Source organism: Pleomorphomonas sp. JP5 (assembly GCF_023721815.1).
Taxonomy (GTDB): Bacteria; Pseudomonadota; Alphaproteobacteria; order Rhizobiales; family Pleomorphomonadaceae; genus Pleomorphomonas.
The window spans coordinates 51,140-67,326 of record NZ_JAMDLI010000007.1 but is presented as its reverse complement, the minus strand read 5'-3'; the positions used below and the strand labels follow the sequence as shown (position 1 = coordinate 67,326).

The following is a 16,187-nucleotide window of genomic DNA, read 5'->3' as shown; positions in this document are numbered from 1 at the left end:
TCATCCCTTGATGCCAGAGCCGGCGAGGCCCTGCACGTAATAGCGTTGCAGCGGAATGAGCAGCAGCATGGGGATCAGCGCCGTGATGACGGCCGCCCCGAACAGCTGGTTCCACGCCGTGGTGTATTGATCCTGGAAGGCGGCCATGCCCACCTGGATCACCTTGAACTGCTGGGCCGGCATGGCGAGCAGCGGCCACAGGAAGGCCTCCCACTGGAAGATGAACAGCATCAGGCCGGCGGAAATGCAGGTGGGCAGCGACAGCGGCACGTAGACCGACCAGAGGATGCGCAGCCAGCCGGCGCCTTCGAGGCGCGCCGCCTCGTAATAGTCTTTCGGCACCTGCTGGAAGAACTGGTAGAACAGGAAAACGGCAAGGCCGTTGGCAACCGAGGGCACCACCAGGGCGGCCACGTGGTCGATCCAGCCGAGCTGGCTGACCACCGAATAGAGCGGCATGGCGATGGCCTCGAAGGGCAGCATGAAGCTGACCACCACGACGCCGAGCACGGCGGACTTGCCGGGAAACTCGAACAGCGCGAAGGCGTAGCCGGCCAGCGCGTTGACCACGAGGCCGAGCGCCGTGGTGAGGCCGGCGACGAGCAGCGTGTTGGCGATGATCGAGCCGAAGCCGCGCTCGAAGATCGCCACATAGGCCTCGACCGTGAACGGCTCGGGCAACAGCGCCCGCGGCGTGAAGGGGAAGAGGTCGGCGAACATGGCGTCGTTGGGCCGGAAGGACGAGGCGATCGCCCACCAGAGCGGCAGCACGAAGACGAAGGCGGTGACGGCGATGGCGAGATAGATCAGCGCCTTGCGCGCGGTGGGCGACATCACTTGCCCTCCCTGGCCGGAGCGGACGACAACAGGCGGAACTGGATGGCGACGATGATCAGCAACATGACGACGAGGCAGACGACGATGGCCATGGCCCGGCCCATGTCGCCGAAGACGAAGCCGGACTTGTAGGCCTCGTACATCAACACGTTAGTGGAGCCGCGCGGGCCGCCGCCGGTGAGCATGAACACCGGCGCGAAGAGAAGGAAGTTGATGGTGATGTCGGCCACCAGAACGAACAGCAGCGTCGGCTTCAGCAGCGGCAGCGTCACCAGCCACAGGCGCTGCCAGGGCGAGGCGCCCTCGAGCCGCGCTGCCTCGTTGATCTCGGGCGGAATGTTCTGCAAGCCGCCGACCAGGAAGATCATCCAGTAGCTGATGCCCTTCCAGGTGGCGATGCCGATGATGGAATAGAGCGCGAAATCAGGGCTGGTCAGGAAGCGGTAGGGGCCGAGGCCGATGGCGCCGAGCGCGCCGTTGAGAAAGCCTTCCGGCAGCAGCACGATGCGCCAGATGATGACGGCGACCGGCAGCGACACGCCGATGGGGATGAGGAACAACAGGCGGAACAGCGCCATGCCCGGCAGCTTCTGCACGAACATCAACGCCAGCGCCAACGCCAGCGCCACCTGCAGCGGGTTGATGATCAGGTTGAACCACAGCGTGACGCGCATCGACTTCCAGAAGCCGCTGTCGGCGAAGAGGTCGGCGTAGTTGCCGAGGCCGACGAAGATCCGCTCGCCGCCGATGGTGGTGTAGAGGCTTTCGTAGAAGGCGAGGCCGATTGGGTAGGCGCGGAAGATCGCCAGCCCCAGCAAGGCCGGCGCGAGCGTCAGGACCAGAAGGGCGACAGGCGAGCGATTCATCGGGACTCCGAGCCTACCCCAAACTCTACTGGGGCGGGCACCTCTGGGCATCCGCTTGGCCCGAAAAGTCTGCAACTTTTCGGGCGGATGCCTGAACTGCGAGTTCTGCGCTTCCGGTGCTCTCGAACCCTCAAGTTCGCTCCGCTCCGGTTCTCGAACGTCTTGCTATCTGCCTCGCCCCAGCGAGTTTGAGGCAGGCTCTTTTACCTTGAAGCGACCGCGCCCGAAGGCGCGGCCAACCATTCCTGAGAAGGCTTACTTGCGGTTCAGGCGCTTGGCGGCCTGATCGTAGGCGTCGACGGCGGTGTCGAGAGCTTCCTCCACCGGAACGCCGTTGGCAATGTCGGTGAAGGCGGTGCGGAAGGCATCCTGCAGCTGGCTGAAGGCGACGGTCACCGGCCGGGGCACGGCGGTGTTGCGCGATTCCCAGGCCGACAGGCGCATGACCGAGGCGGGGAAGGCGTCGTAGGCCGGGTCGGCGTTGATCTCATCGAGCAGGCGGTTGGTGACCGGCAGCTGATTGAGCGTCTTGAACCAGACGTCGGTGCCCTTGTCGCTCAGCGCGGCGAACTTGGCGAAGTCGGCGGCGGCGGCGGCATCGGGGCTGGCCTTGGTGACCGACAGATACCAGCTGCCGGTGGGGGTGGCCGCCTTGCCCTCGGCGAACTTGGGGTGCGGGGCGATGCCGAAGTTGATCGACGAGCCGGCGACGCCGGCAACATTCCAGGTGCCGCCGACGAACATGGCCAGCTGGCCGTTGTTGAACATCTGCGCCGCCTCGCCGAAGCCGAGCGAGCGGGGGCTGACGTTGTCCTTGTTGAACAGGTCCGACCACCAGGTGGCGGCCTTGGTCCAGGCGTCGCCGTTCAGGTGGCTCTCGGCGGTCATGGCGTCGGAAGAGATCAGCTCGCCCCCGAGCGAGGCGCCCAGCGGCTGCAGCTGGTAAAGCTCGCCGAACTGTTCGAAGGCAAAGCCCCAGGGCTTGCCCTTGCCGCCCTCGTCGCCGGAGACGGCCTTGGCCGCTTCCGCCACCTGTTCGAAGGTCCAGCGGTCGTCCTCGGCCAGATTGACGATGTCGGTCGGCTTGGTGACGCTGTCCTTGGCAAGGCCGTTCGGCGGGGTGACGCCGGCGGCCTTCAGGAGGTCGATGTTGTAGAACAGCACCTGCGCCGACGAGTTCATCGGCAGCGAATAGAGCTTGCCGTCATAGGTGCCGGTGGCGACCGAGGAGGCAACCAGCTTGCCCTTGGCCTCGCTGGCGACGGCGTCGTCGAAGGGCAGGATGTAGCCATTGGCGGCGTAGGAAGCGACCACCGGGGCGTCGGTGTAGATCAGGTCGACGGCGGCATCCTTCGACTTCAGCCGCATCTCCGATACCTGGAAGAACTGGTTCCACGGCAGGCTCTGGATCTCCACCTTCACGTCGGCATGCTTGGCCATGTAGGCGTCGGCGACGGCCTCCATCGAGCCCTTGTCGAGGCCCTCGATCATCAGCACGGTCAGCGTGGTCTCGGCGTGGGCGGTGGCGGTGAGCCCAATCGCCAGGGCGGTGGTCAACAGTGGCAGCCGGGTCATGGTCTTCTCCTCGGAAAGTTCTTTTTATGGCGGATCTAGCGGTCCAACGGTCTTTTCTTTTTTTAGCGGATCTAGCGGTCCAAACGTCTTGTTTTTGCTTTTTGTTATCTTTTGGCGATGCGGCGGGCGGCTTCCACCAGCGCATCGGTCACGTGTCTTGCGACGGCGGGGCGGTCAAGATCGAGCGCCACGCCGATGCGGGCGACGCCCTGGGGCGCCCAGGCGCGGCGGTCGGCATCCGTCGCGCCATAGTGCGGGCCGGGCGCGGTTTCCACCGTCACCGCCAGCTGCTCGATGGTGAACAGCGCGGGGTCGACGAGGAAGGCGAGCGGGCAGGTGTCGTGCAGGGCCGGGCCGGGCGCGCGGCCGGCCGCCACGTCGCCGGAGCGGTCGGTGTAGAACTGGATGATGTCGGCGACGGGGTTGGCGCCCGGTACGGCGGCGCGGATGCGGGCGAGGTCGTCACCGTCGATGAAGGCGCGGTTGGTGACGTCGAGCCCGAACATGGTGGTCTTGATGCTAGAAGCCAGCACGATGGCGGCGGCCTCCGGGTCGGCCCAGAGGTTGAACTCGGCGCGCGGGGTGACGTTGCCGCCGATGAGCCCGCCGCCCATGAACACCAGCTCGCGCACCTTGCCGGGCAGCTCGGGGTCGAGGGCGATGGCGAGCGCGAGGTTGGTCATCGGGCCGAGGACGGCCAGCGTGATCTCGCCCGGCGCGGCGTTGACGCGGCGAACAATCTCCTCGGCCGCGTGGCCCGGCGCCAGCGCCCGGCGCGGCGGCGGCAGCGTGGCGCCGGCCGAGTCGAGCCCGGTGACGCCGTGGAAATCGGCGGGAAAATCGTAGCGGTGCAGAAGCGGCGCCACCGCGCCGGCATAAACGGGAATGGCGGTGCCCAGCGCATCGGCGATGGCCAGCGCGTTGGCCGAGGTGCGATCGAGCGGCGCGTTGCCGCAAACGGCGGTGATCGCCTCGATGTCGAACGCACCGGAGGTCACCGCCAGCGCAATGGCCGCGAAATCGTCGTGGCCGGGGTCGCAGTCGATGATCAGGCGGCGGCGGGTCGTCGGGGGTACGGTCATGGGCCGGGACAATGCTGCGTTTTCGCCGGCCGAAAAATCGATGGTTTGTGCGTTCGGTTGAGTTTGGCTCAAGGGTTGGGGGGGAGGGGCGAGGAAGTGGGCTTGGTGGCGCGGAGGCGTTAGCCGCATTGGTGGGCTGCGCAGGTGCGCTGATTGGGCACAGATCTGATCCAGCCCGATCGATCAGCCGACGAACAAGAGCGGCTCGTGCCGGATTCCCGGGAGTTGGCAGGACGAACGGTGGACCGCTTTGATCCGGAGGAGGACGCGCGGAGAAGGCGGCTTTGCGCCCCATGGCGGTCGTCCAAGTAGCATTTGCGCTTTCTTGAAAGCGGGCGGTCCAGTCCCTCCATTGGGGCACATTGTGCCCTCAATCAGCGGTGAAGTTCGAGGTTCGCTATGTTGCGTCGGAAGGTTCCCCTTCGTTGGCAACTAAGCCGACTTGCCTAGGATGCGCCGTTTCCTCGCGGAACGAGCCGGCTCGAAGGCATTCGACCTGCCGTGTACAAAGACGCAGCTACTAGAGAAGCTTGTACTTCTCGGCCTCGGCGCTCATCCCGTTTAGTGATACCTCGTTGCGCGCGTGACGGAATGCCGTCTGATAGTCCTGTCCATTAGCCACAGCGCGATAAAATGCACGAGAGAACGCAATCGCTGCGTCGTCGGCGATCGATTGGTCACATCCGATCACCCACGGCACATGCGCTCGAACGGCCTTCGCAACATTCTCGGAATAACATGCGCTGAGGATCACGCACTTAACCGTATCCGCATGGAGGCCAATCAACTCCCCAAAAGATTTCGTATCGACAGGCGCTGCGTCACCGTTACGATCTTCAAAGAACAGCACGCCAGTATCACCATGTCCACTGAAATGCAGCACCTGCGGCTTCTCATTAAAAAGGGCATCCTGAATCTGGTCCACGCGAACAGCCCACTCGTTAACGACTACAACATCGACAACTGCATTCTGAACCATCCTCAACTTGTCCTTGAGATCGCGAACTTCTTCGTCGAGCCGCAGGCGATTAGCGTCCTTCGGCGCTGCCAACAGCATGAGTGCTTTCACGGTCTGCCTAACCGGCTTGGTCTTCTTGATTGACTGCATGAAATCGTCCTCCTCGCCGAAGAGATCAGCCGTGCCCATGCGTAGATCCTGCAGACGCAATTTGTTGTAGAGGGGAAGGCCTTCTGCTCCAAGCCGAAGATGGTCGCGTAGTTCGGGATTCGCATCAAATAGCTTTAGGGCTTCTTCCTCGTACATCACACATACGTTGGAGAACCGAGCGAAATGCTGCGCAATCAACTTGCGAACGTATTCGACAGACTCCTGCTTGGACCAGTCAAGCATGATGCCTTCAAGCCCCTCGTAGTAGACCGAGAGCAAGCCCTTCGCCATTCCTTCACGCGCGTCGGCGTTGGGTAGGTACGGTCCGTCAAGCATCAGAGCATGTCGTTTGTCATGATCGCTCTCGCGCGTCGCGACAAGCTGCATGACTTTAGCCTGAACGTTTGTTGGCAGTGCATCCACCGGGTGTGTGCTCACTCCTAGATCGTGCATCCCGAGCTTCTTATTCTCGATGATTGCCCAGACCGAGTACTGCACCACGACGTCGTCGGGGTAGGTTCCAAGCGCTTTAATAATCTGTCCGTTGCTGTGCTTCGGGTGGAAGAGGTTATCGATATCCCGGTTCAGCCCCACGGTTATGAGGGCCAGCTTCAAAATTTCCTTATCCGCTTTGTCAATGTCGATGCGCACCTTGGAAAGATCGAGGAACTTTGGGTCGGTGTTTTGGAGTGCCGCGAGTGTGCGCAAGCACGGATCGCAGTTTTGAAATAGATCAATCTCCTCTATCCGGCCGCCATGCATACTCGACAAAGCAGCAATACCAGCCGCAGTAATTTCTGGATCACCATCATAGTGCTTCAGGGCCAGCCTAACTGGGTTGTCTGACTTCGTCCTTCGACCCAATTGGCCTAAAGCGTTGAGGCTCCAGCGCACGACCTTCCGGTCTTGGTTGCTTTGAAGCAAAAGACCGTCAATGGTGGTCTCAACGGCCTCCAAGTTCTCGGCGTTGAAGCGCGCTCCATCACGGTACATTCGGGAAACGTCTTGCAGCGCCTTCTTTTTGCGACGTGTGTCACCATGGTCCAATTCGAACCTGAGGAACGCCGTCTGTTGAGGGGATATGACCGGTGAGAGCGCCATTCATTACTGCCGTTAACGGATACAGTCCAACGCAGCGCGAGACCAAGGTTCGAAGTCATCGATATTGTTCACCCGCGATGACATATCGAACCAACATAAATCATTCAGGGATAGACGCCGAGTAGTGGGCTCGAACCATTCGGGGCACTTCCACTGCATTATCAGCAGTATTGTCGGCTTATCGCCCGAGTAATCCAGCTTCACGATGTCTGTCGACGTGGGGAGCTCGACCTTTCCCTCGCTCGTAAAGGAGCGCAACGAGAGATCAAGGTCGGTCAGCAATGCTTCAAGCGCACCTTCGGCAGCACCGTAGTCGCCCTCCGAGAACAACGTATTGTCGGTAAAGCCAACGATCCCAGGAAACCCGATCGTGCGACGGTTGGCAAACTGGTCGCGGTCATCCCGATATCGGCCTATGCGATAGGAGAGGACGCACTGGGCGCGCCGCACGAGCGAGAACGACCAGATCATAATGAAGTCGGATGAGGTGTGCTTCGGATCGACATACTTGACTGCATCGTGGCGTTCGGCGTCCACGACGAGGTCATGCCAACTGTGAAATTCCGAGAACCGGTCCGACATGACGTATTTCGTCGCCAACGCGAGACTCGGCTCGTTCAATAGGTCGCGAGTTCGGCGCCGCGCCGGGAACGCGGTCTTGAATTCCTGCGGGATCGACGGATCGGACATTAACTCAGTGAGAAAGAATACGCCTGGCTCGGTCCGAAAAAACAGCGTGTTACGACGGTTATAGAGGATCTCCTCGCTGAGTCTTGCCTGCAAAGTCTTGAACTGAGTCTTGCCGTACAAATGATCGGGTACGATCCCAGCCCGATACGCCGCGCTTATAATGGCACGCGCGCTCATCGGCCTCTTCGAAGCTTTTAGCACTCGTTCTGCGATGTCGAGATAGGAGTCCATTGGCCACCGATTTTACTGGTTCTTTCTATGATAGCAAAGCGATGGCAAAGACGCGATTCCAGAGTGACGATCGTACGCTCAATTGATCTATTGTTCTTCACGGTCTCCGAAGTGCGGTCCCGGCCCATTCTCTGATGTCGCCATTAAACAAATCGTGGCCCGAGATGATTTGGCCTCTTGCATCGCGCCATTCTTGGTCGGGCTTTACCTGTGGCGGCAACAGAGCCGGCTTCTCGCCATTACTCTTCCGGAGCATCTCTAGGAGGCGATCACCATCCACCAAATCCAGTTGAAGCTTGTGTTTTGCGCCAGCAGCTTTTGCGGTCATCGCTTGCGCTACTCGTGTGAAATTGGACGCCGTTGTCACGAAGACACCATGGTCTACCCGTTCGAGGACCATGGCACCTACGAAGTTTCTGACCTCCTTGACAGATTCGGCTTTTGACGTGATACGGCGCTTTACTTGGACGGCTCGTCGGATCGCTCCGCCCTCCGCCACAAGATAGAGGTCGATCCCACCGTCCGCACTGTTGGCGTTCGCCGAGAGCCTGACGACCTGGCCACCGTGATGTTCCTGCAGAAGGGATGCGACCAAGTCTTCCGCCTGCTGTGCCGATAACAGGGTCCTGTCCTCCCAGCGCTTCACCAGATGTCGCTGAAGCGTTTCAATGGGGAGCGTCGTCTCCCCGAGATCGATCTCTGATTGGAGAGCGTGGGTCAGTTCCCACCACGTGGCTCGGGACACCTTGCCCGGATAGTTGGGGAGTGACACTTCGCTATCTTGGCGAAAGTGCCACCAGCCACACGATGGGCAAATCTCTGCCGTGAGCCACCGAAGTTGTACGTGTCCGGGTTTGAGTGGCTGCGTAGGCAGCTCGTGCTCGAACGCGAGGAGGCCAATCGAGCAGCAGGGGCAGATCCGCTCCCGCAGCGCGTTTGAGAAAAACATCGCTCCAGCATCGAGATCCACGTGGTCATAGTTGATCATCCCTATGTGGATGTTTCGCTTGTATGTAGTCACCACGCAAATTCCAAATATTTTCGAAACGAAATTCGAAAATAATCACGTTCCAATACGCGGAAAACAGCTATTATACGTATTCTATGGAGATTTTTACATATGAATCTCATGAGAAAATCTCCGGACATGAGGGGATATAAAGATATATGTAATGCAAACGCGACTACGATGATATTCATCGCCGAGAGAGAGTTTTCTTCCGGTATCGCTTGCTTTGCTCTGGATCGATATACCGGTCCCGCCCAGATTACGCTCCAACCCGCGTTTGCCGAGCTGGACAAAGGGCCAGCTTGCAGGATTCGCTATCCACCCGTGAATGGCCGTAATGGGCCGTTAGCCAAACGTCAGCTCTCTCAGTGAGCCATCCAAAACCGGCCGGTCCCCTCCCGGCCAAAATTCGCCCCTCCAAGCGCAGCGGGACAAGCGCCCCTAGTGACGTAGGCAGCCTTAACAGAGCCACAGTGCTGTCGCCCGTTTCGCATGAACAGACCCCACCTCTCTCCGTCCTCGTTGACCATGGCCGCCGCGCGCGGCTAGGATTACCGCAGTTCCGAGTGGAAAGGAGGCACGCATGCAAAAGAGCAATGCAATCCGCCGTTTGTCCGGCGTGTCTCGTGCGACGGTGTCGTCGCAGCTTCCTTTCCTTGCGGCTCCTTAGGGAGCCGAGCTCAGGACGTTCTTTCATGTTCAAACTCGAACCGAATGGCTTTGCGGCCATCGCACCGCTTTTTGACAACCTTTCCCTTCGCCACGGCAGCGTCAGGGCCGTTCTCCGCGATCCGTCTCTCGGCGATATCTGGGTCGACGATCCGGCGTCGCCGCGTCAGGCCATTCTGCGGGGGCCGGAGGGGGTGTATCTCGCCGGCGATCCCCGTCGCGACCTCGGCGGCCTTGCCGACGAGATTGAAGATTGGGAGTATGTGTATCCCGATGGACCCTGGCTTCCGGTCATCGGCGAGGTTCTGCCCAATCGGTTCATGATCGCGCACGACCGGGTGCGGCTTGCCCTGGACGCAGGCCGCGCGCGGTCCTTTCCCGTGCCCGACGGCTTCGAGCTTGTCGCGGACAGCCAGTCCGTGGACGTATCGATCACATATGCGGGCGACGTCGTTTCGCGTTGTTCGGCTGACATGGTCGTCGATGGCTATGCCGAGTTCGGCGTCTGGACGCACCCGGCCTATCGCGGGCGGGGCCTCGCGAAAGCTGCCGCCGCCGCCAGTCTTCACCGGGCCGGCGAGCAGGGCGTCACCGCCTTTGGCTGGCACTGTTACGCTTCGAACACTCGGTCCCAGAAGGTCGCCTCGGCTCTGGGCTTTGAGGTGACCGATCGCTACCTGGGCTTCGCCGCCCGTGTGCCGGCCGAAAACGACGGCGACCTCGATGTCGCCTATTGCCGAGAACTGGCCGCGACGTTCGAGGCCGGCGCCTCCGAGATCGTCTGGCTCTACTTTCATGCGGCGGTGGCCTGGGTTCTGGCCGGCGAGCCCGACAAGGCCGTGACCACGGTCGAGCGACTGGTGGAACGCGGGTGGTGGGGCAAGACGGAGTGGCTGGAACAGCACTGGGCGCTTGAAAGGCTCAACGCCGATCCACGCTTCCAGGGCGCGGTCAGGGCGCACCGCGCGGCCCGCTAGACTTGCAAAGGCGCAGCTCCGGCACCCACTGTTGCCGGAGCTAGCCGCTCCACCCCTCGACCAGCCGCCCCGAGCCCGGCCTTCGCCTCTTCCGGCAGGAAGTCGTCTCACGGCTTTGAGGTTGTGGGCGGGGATGTCGTGATCGGGCCTAACGATGTGGCGTTCTGGAGGCTCGAAGAACCGACGCCTTGTGCGTTCGGTCGGCTCCTAGAGCACGTCCGGCGAACCTTGGTTCGCCAACATGCTCTATCTCTTTGTTTTCACGCAACTCCGGGCGCAAAACCGGTATCCACTTTTGCTGTAGTTGCTCTAGAACGCTGTTCGATCTGATTGAATCAGATCGGCGCCCTAAGCTCTTGTTTGCAACGCATCATCTTGTCGATCCTCGTATCACTCCGGTCGGATGATGCTCTGTTCAAGGGCTGGCGAGCTTCGTGGATCAGCGCGCGGAGGTTTCCGCGCGCTTTCTTCCTGTTCGGGGCCCGTTTCCGCCACGTCGTCGTCGTGGAGGAGGGGCGGTGTCACGCGGCGCGCAGCGTGTCGGCGAAACCGGCCACCGCGATCTTGAGTTCCTTGGCCTTGTCGGTCAGGCTGCCGGCCAGCCCCATCAGCTGGGTCGAGGCCGAGCCGGTCATTTCGGCGGCGGTGCCGACGCCGGAAATGTTGTTGGTGACCGATGCGGTTCCCGAGGCGGCGAGCTGGGTGTTCTGGGCGATCTCGCCGGTGGCCGATCCCTGCTGCTCGACCGCGCCGGCGATCGCCGCCGAGCTCTCGCGCACCGAGGCGATCGTCCGCACGATCTCGGCGATGGACGCGACGGCGGTGTCGGTGGCCTGCTGCATCTCGGTGATCTTGGCGGAGATGTCCTCGGTGGCGCGTCCGGTCTGGGCGGCCAGCGCCTTGACCTCGGAGGCGACGACGGCGAACCCGCGCCCGGCTTCGCCAGCCCGCGCCGCCTCGATGGTGGCGTTGAGGGCGAGGAGATTGGTCTGCTCGGCGATGCCGGAGATCAGGTTGACCACGTCGCCGATGGCAGCGGCGGCCGACGACAGGACGGCGATGCGCCCGTTGACCTCTTCCGCCTCGTGATAGGCGCGGTCGGCGACCTTCGACGACTGGCTGACCTGATTGTTGATCTCGTGGACCGAGGCCGACAGTTCCTCGGCCGAGGCGGCCACCGTCTGCACGTTGACCGAAGCCTCTTCCGCGGCGCCGGCCACCGTCTGGGCCTGCCGCGCGGTCTCCTCGGCGGTCGAGGCGAGGTTGGTGGCGGCGTCCTTGACCTCGCCCGACGTGCTCAGGAAAACGTCGGCCAGGGAGCCGACCTTGTCGATCAGGTCGTCGGCGATGGCGATGCGCTCGTCCTTGGCGCGTTGGGCGGCGGCGGCGTCGCGCTCGGCCTGTTCGGCGCGCTGCTGTTCCGCGTCCGCCAGCTTGTGCCGGAAGTCGTCGACGGCCCGGGCCATGATGCCGAGCTCGTCATGCCGGGCGATGCCGGCGATCGATGACGCGTAGTCGCCGGCTGCGACGTTTGCGATGGCGCCGGACAGCCGGCCGAGAGGTGCCGTCACGCGCGACCGGACGAAGACGATGGCGGCCAGGCCGAGCAGCACGCCGACGATGATCGTCGACCAAACCATGGTGCGGGCGCCGCCAAAGGTCTGCTCGGCGTCGACACGGGCGACTTCGGAGCTGTCGTGGTTGATGTTGACGGCCTTGAGGAGCACGCTCGACGCATCGTCGAACACCGTGCGCATCTCGCCCTTGAACAGCGTCGCCGCCTGCTCGTTCTGGTTGGCGCGCGACAGCTCGATGAGCTTGTCATGAAGGGCGTTGTAGTCGCCCCAGCGGGCGATGAACTTGTCGAGGTTGGCCTGCTCGTCCGGCGAGGACACCAGGCTCTTGTAGACGTCGAGGTTCTTGGCGATCGTCGCCGAGACCGCCTTGATCTCGTCTTCCGCCTTGGCCATCTCGTCGGGCGTGGTCGACATGATGTGCGAGCCCTCGGCGATGCGGTAGTCCGAGGTATTGGTGTTGAGCGTGTTGGTGATCTCGACACTCGGCAGCCAGTTGGTGGCGATCTCGATGACGTTGTCGTTGACCTGGCCCAGCGAACGCAGCGCCAGACCGCCTTCAATGGCGATGACCGCCGTCAGGAGAACCGTGAGAAGTGTGAGTGCCGTCTTGATGGTAAGCTTCATTCCAACCTCGGTGGAGAAACGGGGCGTAAGCTGGAAAAGAACACCAGATCCCCATGAATGAATGCTTAATTACGGAAGCGTCTGGCGAGTAACGATGCGTATTTTTATTTGCTGTCCCGGTTGTTTTTCTAGTGTTTGAGCAAAGTATGAAGAAATATATACTTATATAGGTATTTTTGCGAGGTGGTTGAAATCAATGGAGCACATTGCCGGTCGGCTCTACCGCACCGAGGGATCAGCCGCGGCTCGGAGAGGGCGGGCGTCCGTTTCGGATGGGTCGATACCGGCTGGCGTCCGGCGTGCCCGCTGGTGCGTCATTCGTGACTTTTACGCCGGAATCCTGGTGTGGAGCGGCGCCTCTCGGCCTGACCGGTCCAGGTTTCCCTCAGCACTAGCGCGTATTGGGAAAAGTGGAGACGCTCTTCAGGAAAAAAGCGCGATAGAACAAGACGGCTGGAAGCGGTGATGCATCGTCGGCGCGGGCGACAAGAGGAGAAGTGAAGATGTTGAGTGATGCCCTTCAGAACGGCTTCAACGAGCAGATCCAGAAAGAGTTCTATTCCTCGTATCTGTATCTGGCGATGGCCGCCCATTTCGAAGCCGCGAACCTGCCGGGCTTCGCATCGTGGATGAAGAAACAGTCGGACGAGGAGCGCGGCCACGGCATGAAGCTGTGGGACTATGTGTACGATCGCGGCGGCAAGGTGGAGCTTTCGGCGATCGAGCAGCCGCCGGTGGCGTTCGGCAAGCCGCTGGAGGTGTTCGAGCAGGTGCTGGCGCACGAGCAGAAGGTTACCGCCTCGATCAACGCGCTCTATGCGCTGGCGGCCAAGGACGCCGACGTGGCGGCCGAGATTTTCCTGCAATGGTTCGTCACCGAGCAGGTCGAGGAAGAGAAGACCGTCACCGACGTGATCGCCCAGCTCAAGATGTCGGGCGACAACGGCTTCGCCGCCCTGTTCGTGGACAAACACATCCTGGGCCAGAGGTAAGCTGGGCCAGAGGTAACGGCTGGCAACCCGGCGTGCACCATGCGCGCCGGGGCAGAGTTCGTCGCGCGCGGCGGGCGATCCCTGCTGGGCCGACGGCTCGGCGGAGACATTTGCCCGGCGGCGCCTGTTACGCGGATGCAAATGTCGAATTCGCTCCAGTAGCCTCAGCCACTCCATCCCTCGACCAGCCGCCCCCCGAGGGCGGGCTTCGCCGCTTCCGGCCAGAAGGCGTGGCGGAGGGCTTCGAGGTTGTGGGCGAGGAATTCGCCCGTCTGCCAGCCGAAGGCGACGGCGAGGCGGCGGTATTCCAGCGACAGGCTGAGCGGGGCCACCGTGCGGGCGTCGGTGTTGATGGAGAGCGACAGGCCGCGCCGAGACATCCGGTCGATGGGGTGGTCGGCATAGTCGCTGTAGACGCCGACCTGGATGTTGGACGACGGGCAGACTTCGAGGTGGAGGTTGCGCGCCTTGATCTCGGCCAGGAGGTCCTCGCTTTCGATGGCGCGGACGCCGTGGCCGATGCGGGCGGGGGCGAGCAGTGCCATCACCTCGGCAAGGCTGTCCGGCCCGGCCGCCTCGCCGGCATGGGCGGTGACCGGCAGGCCGAGCACGTGGGCGCGGTCGAACACGGCGCGGTTGGCGGCGGCCGGATGGCCCGCCTCGTCGCCGGCCAGATCGACGCCGACGACGCCCCGGTCGCGCCAGCGGTGGGCCAGCTCGATCACCGTGAGGTTGGCCTCGGGCGGGTAGTCGCGCAGGGCGCAGAGGATCAGCCCGGCGGTGATGCCGGTGGCCTCCGCCCCGGCGGCGAGGCCCTCCGTCACCGCCGCCATCACCTGATCGAGGCTGAGGCCGCCGCGCTGGTGGGTGTGGGGCGCGAAGCGGATTTCGGCGTGGATGACGCCGTCGGCGGCGAGAGCCCGCATCATCTCGTCGGTGGCGATGGCGAGCGCGGGCGCGGTTTGCAGCGCGGCGGCCGACGGGCCGATGGCGCGGAGGTAGTCCATCAGGTTGTCGCAGCGCTCGGGCGCGGTGTAGAGGCGGCGGAACTCGGCCTCGCCGATGGGGTTGCCCAGGCGATTGAGCGCGCGGCGCGTCAGCGAACAATCGAGGTGAACGTGCAGTTCGACCTTGGGCCTCGAGGTGAAGGTGGGCGCGGCGGTCACATCGACGAGCATGGGGCAGTCTCCATCCTGCGACGAACTGTCGCCGCGCGTTGCCCGACCGGCAACCGAGTTATGGGGAGTTCAGTTGAGGCGCGCTCAATCATGTCCGTCCGCTTGATCCGGCCTATTCCCGCTCAAGCGATGTTTTGCCGAAGGCGGCGGCCTCGGAGGCGGCGAACTCGGCCTGGAACCAGCGCAGGGTGGACATGTGCAGCGCCGACGTCTGGTCGCTGCGCCAGAGCAGCGCCCAGGTGCCGTCGCGCTTGTAGAGGCCGAGCGGCGCCACCAGCCGTCCGCCGGCGATGGCGTCCCACACGGCCGGGCCGGGCGCCAGCACCGCGCCGACGCCGGCCTCCGCCGCCTTGATGGCGAACAACAGCCGCTCGAAGCGCAGCATGGGGCTTTCGGGCAGCGCGTGGCCGCTTTCCATCGACCAGTTGGACCACATGGCCGTGGGCCAGACGGTGGTGAGCCGCTGGGCGGAGAGGATGTCCTCGGGCGGGCCGCCCTCGGGCAGGATCTCCGGGCTCGCCACCGGGCCGAAGGTTTCCGGGCCGAAGACGTGGCGCGTCATGCCGGGAATGGCGTTCTCGCCGCCGACGACCACGTGCATGTCGATGGAGCGGTCGGTGGCGATGGGGTCCTTGTTCCAGGCGACGACGTCGATCTCGGTGCCCTTGAGGCGCTTGAGCAGCCTGGGCAGGCGCGGCAGGAACCAGCGGACCAGGAAGGTGGCCGGCGCGGCGATCACCAGCCGGCCGCGCTGGCCCGACCGCTCGGCCCGCTCGACCGAGCGCACGATGCTCTCGAAGGCGGCGGCCAGCGAAATCGACAGCCGCTCGCCCGTGTCGGTGAGGATTAGCTTGCGATGGGCGCGGATGAACAGCTCGGTCTTCAGCGCCGCCTCCAGCGCCCGGATCTGCTTGGACACCGCGCCATCGGTGACCCCCAGCTCCATGGCCGCCAGCCGCACGCTGCCAAGCCGCGCCACCGCCTCGAAAACGCGCAGGGCCGAGAGGTGGTCGAGAGGGTCGAGCATGGGACGGGCCGGGGGAGAGGAGGGAAAGGGCGGGGGAGAGTTTAGAGTAGTTTCAGCAAAAGTGGGAACCGGTTTTGCGTCCGAAACTGCGGCAGAACAAATACTCTAGGCACGGGGCGGGGGGATGGGAAGGGGGCGATACGGGTGGCCGATTGCCTGGAAATCGCCGACGGCCTTAGTATCGAAACAGATACCGGCAAGGCGGGCTCCGATGACCGACATGTTCTCACCGTCCCACGTCACGCACGACCCCGACGACATCGCCCTCGTCGTCGAGGTGACGCTGCCGCAAATCTCCAGCTGGCTGCTGAACCGCTTCGAAGACCCGCCCGAACACGTCCTCCAACACATCCGCGACCCCGCCCTCCTGAAGGAAGGGCTGGCGCCGCTCTTTGGCGAGATGCAGGCGGGCGACAGCCTCTGGCTCTGCCGAAGCCGCGTGGGCGGGGGACCGCACGGACACGAGGGCGTCGCGCTCGTTCGGGAGGGGCGGGCGGTGGTTTACGTGAAGGTGGTGCAGTACTGAGGGGGCGGGGTGGGAGGCCGAAAAGGGCGGGGCCGCTGGGTTGGGCGGGGATGGTTAAAAAAATATGACTCATAATGCGCGCTTTGGGGGTAATTCCCCTTGTCAGGCTGCGCAATAT

At 63.1% G+C, this 16,187-nt stretch carries 13 protein-coding genes; 3 read left to right on the top strand and 10 right to left on the bottom strand.

Going from position 1 to position 16,187, the window contains the following annotated elements:
* From M4J40_RS07300 to M4J40_RS07270, 7 genes are all read right to left on the bottom strand, one after another.
* Entirely contained in the window at nt 1-834 is an 834-nt protein-coding gene (locus M4J40_RS07300; protein ID WP_251753286.1) for a carbohydrate ABC transporter permease, read from the bottom strand.
* The gene (locus M4J40_RS07295) at nt 834-1,703 is read right to left on the bottom strand and encodes a carbohydrate ABC transporter permease (RefSeq protein ID WP_251753284.1); all 870 of its coding nucleotides are present in this window, start codon (nt 1,701-1,703) and stop codon (nt 834-836) included. Before M4J40_RS07295 ends, M4J40_RS07300 begins: the two co-directional genes overlap by 1 nt.
* A 255-nt stretch (nt 1,704-1,958) precedes the next feature.
* Nucleotides 1,959-3,278 carry an ABC transporter substrate-binding protein gene (locus M4J40_RS07290; protein WP_251753283.1) on the bottom strand — a complete coding sequence of 440 codons (1,320 nt, stop codon included), beginning with the start codon at nt 3,276-3,278 and terminating at the stop codon, nt 1,959-1,961.
* Between the two features lie 104 nt (nt 3,279-3,382).
* Nucleotides 3,383-4,360 (bottom strand): nucleoside hydrolase, encoded by a 978-nt coding sequence (locus tag M4J40_RS07285; protein ID WP_251753282.1) that lies wholly within the window; start codon nt 4,358-4,360, stop codon nt 3,383-3,385.
* A 520-nt stretch (nt 4,361-4,880) separates the two neighbouring features.
* Nucleotides 4,881-6,569: a CHAT domain-containing protein gene (locus tag M4J40_RS07280; RefSeq protein WP_251753280.1), complete on the bottom strand. Its 1,689-nt coding sequence runs from the start codon at nt 6,567-6,569 to the stop codon at nt 4,881-4,883.
* Nucleotides 6,570-6,581: 12 nt separating this feature from the next.
* Entirely contained in the window at nt 6,582-7,490 is a 909-nt protein-coding gene (locus M4J40_RS07275; RefSeq protein WP_257235146.1) for a winged helix-turn-helix domain-containing protein, read from the bottom strand.
* Nucleotides 7,491-7,587: 97 nt separating this feature from the next.
* A complete protein-coding gene (locus M4J40_RS07270; RefSeq protein WP_251753277.1) occupies nt 7,588-8,478 on the bottom strand; it encodes a restriction endonuclease in 891 nt (296 codons plus the stop codon).
* A 716-nt stretch (nt 8,479-9,194) separates the two neighbouring features.
* Between M4J40_RS07270 and M4J40_RS07265 the strand changes: the two genes are divergently transcribed.
* The gene (locus M4J40_RS07265) at nt 9,195-10,145 is read left to right on the top strand and encodes a GNAT family N-acetyltransferase (protein WP_251753275.1); all 951 of its coding nucleotides are present in this window, start codon (nt 9,195-9,197) and stop codon (nt 10,143-10,145) included.
* A 521-nt stretch (nt 10,146-10,666) separates the two neighbouring features.
* Here M4J40_RS07265 and M4J40_RS07260 read toward each other — a convergent pair.
* Nucleotides 10,667-12,346, bottom strand: coding sequence for a methyl-accepting chemotaxis protein (locus M4J40_RS07260; RefSeq protein WP_251753274.1), 1,680 nt, complete (start codon nt 12,344-12,346; stop codon nt 10,667-10,669).
* Between the two features lie 503 nt (nt 12,347-12,849).
* Here M4J40_RS07260 and M4J40_RS07255 point away from each other — a divergent pair.
* The gene (locus M4J40_RS07255) at nt 12,850-13,338 is read left to right on the top strand and encodes a ferritin (protein WP_251753272.1); all 489 of its coding nucleotides are present in this window, start codon (nt 12,850-12,852) and stop codon (nt 13,336-13,338) included.
* Nucleotides 13,339-13,502: 164 nt separating this feature from the next.
* Here M4J40_RS07255 and add read toward each other — a convergent pair whose 3' ends face one another.
* Nucleotides 13,503-14,516: an adenosine deaminase gene (add, locus tag M4J40_RS07250; protein WP_251753270.1), complete on the bottom strand. Its 1,014-nt coding sequence runs from the start codon at nt 14,514-14,516 to the stop codon at nt 13,503-13,505.
* A gap of 112 nt (nt 14,517-14,628) precedes the next feature.
* Nucleotides 14,629-15,543, bottom strand: coding sequence for a LysR substrate-binding domain-containing protein (locus tag M4J40_RS07245; protein ID WP_251753268.1), 915 nt, complete (start codon nt 15,541-15,543; stop codon nt 14,629-14,631).
* Nucleotides 15,544-15,763: 220 nt separating this feature from the next.
* Between M4J40_RS07245 and M4J40_RS07240 the strand changes: the two genes are divergently transcribed.
* Entirely contained in the window at nt 15,764-16,069 is a 306-nt protein-coding gene (locus tag M4J40_RS07240; protein ID WP_251753267.1) for a hypothetical protein, read from the top strand.
* The last annotated feature ends 118 nt before the right edge of the window (nt 16,070-16,187 follow it).

Excerpts from the sequence above, each read along its gene's own strand:
- add (WP_251753270.1), bottom strand. The coding sequence starts at position 14,516 with ATGCTCGTCGATGTGACCGCCGCGCCCACCTTCACCTCGAGGCCCAAG.
- M4J40_RS07290 (WP_251753283.1), bottom strand. The coding sequence starts at position 3,278 with ATGACCCGGCTGCCACTGTTGACCACCGCCCTGGCGATTGGGCTCACC.
- M4J40_RS07245 (WP_251753268.1), bottom strand. The coding sequence starts at position 15,543 with ATGCTCGACCCTCTCGACCACCTCTCGGCCCTGCGCGTTTTCGAGGCG.
- M4J40_RS07295 (WP_251753284.1), bottom strand. The coding sequence starts at position 1,703 with ATGAATCGCTCGCCTGTCGCCCTTCTGGTCCTGACGCTCGCGCCGGCC.
- M4J40_RS07265 (WP_251753275.1), top strand. The coding sequence starts at position 9,195 with ATGTTCAAACTCGAACCGAATGGCTTTGCGGCCATCGCACCGCTTTTT.
- M4J40_RS07285 (WP_251753282.1), bottom strand. The coding sequence starts at position 4,360 with ATGACCGTACCCCCGACGACCCGCCGCCGCCTGATCATCGACTGCGAC.
- M4J40_RS07280 (WP_251753280.1), bottom strand. The coding sequence starts at position 6,569 with ATGGCGCTCTCACCGGTCATATCCCCTCAACAGACGGCGTTCCTCAGG.
- M4J40_RS07300 (WP_251753286.1), bottom strand. The coding sequence starts at position 834 with ATGTCGCCCACCGCGCGCAAGGCGCTGATCTATCTCGCCATCGCCGTC.
- M4J40_RS07260 (WP_251753274.1), bottom strand. The coding sequence starts at position 12,346 with ATGAAGCTTACCATCAAGACGGCACTCACACTTCTCACGGTTCTCCTG.
- M4J40_RS07240 (WP_251753267.1), top strand. The coding sequence starts at position 15,764 with ATGTTCTCACCGTCCCACGTCACGCACGACCCCGACGACATCGCCCTC.
- M4J40_RS07275 (WP_257235146.1), bottom strand. The coding sequence starts at position 7,490 with ATGGACTCCTATCTCGACATCGCAGAACGAGTGCTAAAAGCTTCGAAG.
- M4J40_RS07255 (WP_251753272.1), top strand. The coding sequence starts at position 12,850 with ATGTTGAGTGATGCCCTTCAGAACGGCTTCAACGAGCAGATCCAGAAA.
- M4J40_RS07270 (WP_251753277.1), bottom strand. The coding sequence starts at position 8,478 with ATGATCAACTATGACCACGTGGATCTCGATGCTGGAGCGATGTTTTTC.